Source organism: Bartonella sp. PS7NMGDW (assembly GCF_042193585.1).
Lineage (GTDB): Bacteria > Pseudomonadota > Alphaproteobacteria > Rhizobiales > Rhizobiaceae > Bartonella > Bartonella grahamii.
This window is the reverse complement of sequence record NZ_JBHILX010000027.1, coordinates 1-5,250: the sequence shown is the minus strand read 5'-3', so window position 1 is coordinate 5,250 and position 5,250 is coordinate 1. Positions and strand designations below refer to the sequence as shown.

General features: G+C 41.9%; 5 protein-coding genes and 1 pseudogene. All 6 read left to right on the top strand.

All coding sequences use genetic code 11. The annotated features are described in order from the left end of the window. A pseudogene (locus ACFIKJ_RS08300) lies at positions 1-525 on the top strand (phage portal protein); the annotation flags it as partial. Between the two features lie 13 nt (positions 526-538). Beyond that, the gene (locus tag ACFIKJ_RS08295) at positions 539-1,426 is read left to right on the top strand and encodes a hypothetical protein (protein WP_375670466.1); all 888 of its coding nucleotides are present in this window, start codon (positions 539-541) and stop codon (positions 1,424-1,426) included. A 91-nt stretch (positions 1,427-1,517) separates the two neighbouring features. Then, positions 1,518-2,642 (top strand): N4-gp56 family major capsid protein, encoded by a 1,125-nt coding sequence (locus tag ACFIKJ_RS08290; protein ID WP_375670465.1) that lies wholly within the window; start codon positions 1,518-1,520, stop codon positions 2,640-2,642. 23 nt (positions 2,643-2,665) lie between these two features. Continuing rightward, positions 2,666-3,046 carry a hypothetical protein gene (locus ACFIKJ_RS08285; protein WP_375670464.1) on the top strand — a complete coding sequence of 127 codons (381 nt, stop codon included), beginning with the start codon at positions 2,666-2,668 and terminating at the stop codon, positions 3,044-3,046. Between the two features lie 11 nt (positions 3,047-3,057). Further along, positions 3,058-3,765 (top strand): hypothetical protein, encoded by a 708-nt coding sequence (locus ACFIKJ_RS08280; protein ID WP_375624340.1) that lies wholly within the window; start codon positions 3,058-3,060, stop codon positions 3,763-3,765. Between the two features lies 1 nt (position 3,766). Further along, positions 3,767-5,224 (top strand): hypothetical protein, encoded by a 1,458-nt coding sequence (locus tag ACFIKJ_RS08275; RefSeq protein ID WP_375670463.1) that lies wholly within the window; start codon positions 3,767-3,769, stop codon positions 5,222-5,224. The last annotated feature ends 26 nt before the right edge of the window (positions 5,225-5,250 follow it).

Below are 5,250 nucleotides of genomic sequence, written 5' to 3'. Positions count from 1 at the left end.
TTGGTACGGATATCTGGTGAGGAGAATGCGCAATATATTCCATTGACGCGTGAAGAAGTAACGAGTGTCGAGTATGACATTGTTGTTGATGATGCGCCAACCAGCCCGAATGAGAAAGAGCGCACCTTCGGTATTATCACACAACTGCTCCCATTGCTTCAAAATGCCATTACGCCGGATATTATGCTTGATCTACTTCGTTATTCTCCATTGCCTGCGTCATTGCTTAATCGCGTCAGTGAGAAGTTCCAACAGCAACAAATGGCACAACAACAGCAGATGGACCCCGAGCAGGAAATGAAGTTGCAGGAAAAGCAACAAGACTTAGAGACGAAAGCACAGATGCATCAGATGGATTTGCAACAAAAGCAGATTGATCTTTTTGTGCATCAAGAGAGAGCAAAAACAGACGCAGAACTGATGAAGCAACGCTATGAGATTGAACGGCAGAAGCTTCTCAATGATCAGGCACATAATCAGATTATGCGAGAGCGAATAGCATTACACAGAGGTATGCATAGTTGAGAAAGGTGAAAGAATGAATGCAGAAATGAATGAAGCTATGAATGAAGATTACAGAGTTGGAGCACCGGTCTTTGATGATGAGAGCTCTTTTGATGCCGGCACTTATGATGGTGAAACGATTGATAATGATGATGTCACCTCTCCAGAGCCGGTTGTGCAGTCCGTTGAAAAGCCTTCAGAGATTGTTCCTAGTATAGAGCAGCAGCGTGTGGAGCAACAAACCAAACAAGCCCGTGAAGCGCTTGTAAAGTTTTATGAACCCCAATCCCAGACGCCAATGGTTGAAGGTGAAAATGCACCCCCAGACCTACGTGAGGATCCTGTTCGTTTAGTGGCGTGGATGTTAGATAAGATTCAAAAGCAAGATGCGTATATTAGGGAACAGAAAGAAGCGCTAAGACAAGCTGAGGAACAGCAGCAGCACGATATGCGTCTTGGTGAATTTTTTAATAATTCTGTTAAGTCGTTTCAAAATAAATCCAGTGATTTTGATGCCGCGGCAAATTTTCTTTATGAGGCACGCGCAAAGGAATTGAGTTCTTGGTCATCACTTTATCCTGAGTATGGACAACAAAACACAATAGATGCGATTATAAGAGATCAATTGCATGCTCTTGTAGCGACTTGTGCACAAAGAGATCTCAATCCGGCAGAAGAGATTTATAGGATAGCACAAAACCTTGGTTATCAGACAAAAGCGATACAAGCCAACGATCAGGTTGCAGAACTTCAAAGCCGGCAGAATTCTGCGAGGACTTTGACGGCATCTGGTGGAGGGGGCAGTGTTGGACCAATCACTTTAAAAACCATTTGTGATATGTCTGATAAAGAATTTGGAGAATGGTATAGCAATCCTAAAAATCAAATCATTTTTGATAAGTTAATGGGGCGCGATGGCTGAGTATAGTCTAGGCGCATAATATAATCCGCTTTGATGTGGGTTTTTCACCGGCTTAAAGCCGGTTTTTTTACAGCAAAGAAAGGTGAAATCAATGGCAATAACACGTATACCTATTAATGATGCACAAGCAGTGCAAGCTTGGTCAAAGAGATTAAATTATGAAGCGTCCAAAGCGCTTGATATTGAACCGTTAATGGGAGAAGACTCCAATAGTATCATTCAAGTCAAGAATGAACTTAGGAAAGAAGGCGGAGATTGTGTTACGTTTAGCTTACGAGCACAGATTATGGGGCGTGGTGTAAGCGAGGGTGAAACGCTTAAAGGCAATGAAGAAGCCCTCCAATTTCTCCATGATAAATTATATATCAATGAACTTAATAACGCTGTTTCAACAAAAAATAAAGGTACGATTGATCAACAACGTATTTTGTTTAGTTTACGCGACGAAGCACATAAGGCATTGGTTGATTGGTTTGCAGACCGTTTGAGTTTGATGTTTTTTCTTCAAGTTTGTGGATATACAGCGCCTACAATAAAGTTTGAAGGACGTGAAGTTGAACTTGATGAATTGTATTATGGTTTTAATGCACCATTGACACCAAGCAGTAAGCGCATTGTGCGACCAGATGGTAAAACTAAGGATGAAGATGTTAAAGAGTTAGCCAAACACGGTTTTAGTCTTAAGCTCATAGATGAAGCTGTTAAAGTTGCAAAGTTGGCTAACCCCAAAATCAGACCAGTACGGGTTGGTGGTTCCAATGTCTACGTGATGTATCTTCATCCCATACAAGTTATGCAATTGCGTACCAATACAGATACTGGTCAATGGCTTGATATACAAAAGGCAGTTTATTCAGGTTCGCGCGCGAAGAACCCGATTTTTGATGGTTCACTAGGCATGTATAATGGTGTGATTTTACGAGAATCCGAACATGTAACCCATGGTGTTAAATCCGATGGTAGTGTTGAAGAAAATGTCCGCCGTGCTGTATTACTGGGTGCACAAAGTGTGATGCTTGCCTTTGGAGCAGAAAATCAAGACACGCGCTATAAGTTGGTTGAAGAGCTTGATGATTATCAACGAGTATATGGTGTTGCAGCTAAGACAATCATAGGCATGAAGAAAACACGTTTCCAAATGCCTGGAAGAGGACAAAATGCGCAAGATTTCGGAACCGTTGTTGTTTCAACTTGCACAGGCGAAAAGCCTTCTTAATTTTCAAAGAAAGGAAATAAAACATGGCAGAAGGATTACCACAGCCCCTACAAGGGAGAAATTTGGTTACGCAACAAGTGAGTTTTTTTCGCTTGAATATCTCGCATAAAGATAAGCATTTGACGCGCAAAATCGGAACTTTACCGCGTGGTGCAATGATCCTTTCGATTAAAGCGTTTGTGAAGACAGCGTTTTCGGATGCGAAATTAAAGATAGGTAGCACCTATGGTGGTAATGAGTTTAGTGAAAAGGATATCAAAGCCCAAAGCACTCAAGATTTTACATCAACCAACCAAAAAGAGTTTGTTCCAGAAGATCAAGAGCTTACGCTTTATGCAACACGGGATAAAACAACCGCGGCTGGAGAGTGTGTTGTGGTCGTGCAATTCGTGACCAATCGTTGAGAGGTATTTTGATGACACGTCATTATATTCGGGTTAAGACCGGAGGACCGATACCAGTAAAGCGAGATGTTTATCGTCATAAGAGAACACTTTCGCACTTAGTGTCGGTCATTCAAGATGAGATTGATGACATAGCCGATGAGTATGTTCAACAAATCCAAGAAAGCATTTTTGCAGCTATTCGTTTTTGTGAACGGGAGACCTTTTACTTTAACGAAAGCCGTGATGTGGTGTTTGAGACACGGGCGGGACAAGGTGTTTATGATGCAAGCACTACCCGCCCTATTGAAACAGCTGTTAAAATCAAAAACGTTTATTTAAGTTCTGATCAACATCATAAGTTTGCCTTGGAATGTAATGACCATGTTTCTTTAGAGCCTTTGTTATCATCAGAGCAGCAAGGAACGCCGGTTTGTTACAGTTATTTTGATAGGAAATTACATCTTTATCCCACGCCAGATAGAGCCTATCAAATTCAACTCATTCTCTCTCCATTGCGTTTATCAGAGATAGAGAGTGTCGATGAGGAGCACCCATGGTTTGTGCACGCGTTTGATTTGATTAAGGCGCGTGCAAAATACGAACTTTACAAGAATATCTTGAAAGACCCCGATTGTGCAACGGCAGCTTACAATGACTTTAACGAACAGTTGCATGAATTGCGTGCAGAGACGTCTCAACGTCATAACGTGACCAGAATAATACCAACGGATTTTTAAGATGGTTTATTTTCCAGTAGCCGATTACAGACCAGATGTTGCGGTTGTCAACGGCAGCTTTACGGATAGCCTTGTGAATGTTTTACCAGCAGATGGTGGTTACATACCCATGCCTAGTGCAATGGTTGTGTCTCATGCTTTGGAAGAAAAGCCCTTGGGTTCAATAGCCTTTAGAAGCGGTAATGGTGTTAAGATAATCGTAGGAGGCAAGCAAAAGCTTTACAGTTATGATAGTCAAACGAAGGGTTGGAAAGACATAAGCCAAAGTGGTGTGACGTATCATGCGCATGAGGATAATCAATGGTCGTTCGCTCTGTTTGGTCAAAGAATTATTGCGGTCAATAAAAATGATAAACCACAAGTTTTTAATACCCATAGTTCTGAACGATTTGAAGATTTAGGAGGCAATCCGCCGAAAGCAGGCTTGGTGAAGGTTTGGGGACCTTTTGTTTGTTTGATGCAATTGACAGATCACCCCAATCGCATTCATTGGTCTGGTTTGGAAGATGCAAGCCATTGGACAGTTAAACAGAAAGATTGCGATTTTCAAGATTTTCCGGATGGAGAATATGTTCAAGGGGCAACAGAGTCCACCAATCCCCTCATTTTTATGCGTTCTGCTATTTATGCAGGAACCTTTGTTGCGGGTTCTAAGATTGTATTTACGTTTCAAAAGATACAAGACAAGCGAGGAGCCCGCAGTGCAGCCTCTATAGCATGTCGAGGGAGTGACGCTTTTTTTGCAGGTGATGGTGGTTTTTATCAGATGAGTTTAGATGGTCAACTTTTACCGATAGGTTTTGAAAAGGTTGATAGAACGGTTTTTAAAACATTTGATAAGTTTGCTCTTGATGAGATGCAAGGAGTTATAGACCCCATTGATAACCGGATTTACTGGTCCTTAAAGAGAGGCAATAACGAGCAAACGACCTTTGTTTATGATTGGGGTTTACAGAAATGGTCGACACTACAGGGAAAGCCTTTCACGTTCTTTCCAGTGTTTACAACAGGGTATACTTTAGAACAGTTAGATGAGATTTCGATCAATCTTGAGGCATTGCCGGCTTCTTTAGACAGCCCTCGTTGGCAAAGTGGCGCTCCAATGCTTGGTGCTTTTGATGAAAACAATCGGCTTGTTATGTTTACAGGAGCCCCGATGGAGGCAACGGTTGTTTCACAAGAGATGGGGGCACCGGATGGAAGTTTTAACTTTATCACGAAAATGTTTGCCGAAGTTGATACAACACAAGGTCTTTTAAGCATAGGGGAACGTCGTCTTCGCAATAATCAGACACCGATCACATGGCATAAGGAAAGGGTGTGTTCTTATGTCACGGGCGCTTATCATGGGCGTTCACGCAATCGTTATCACCGCTTTAAATTGCGCATTCCTAAGAATGAACCTTGGACGATGATTACGGGTTTTAATGTGGATTTACGTCCTTTTGGTAGAGGATAATGGCAAAAGTCTTTTTGACCAGTTCT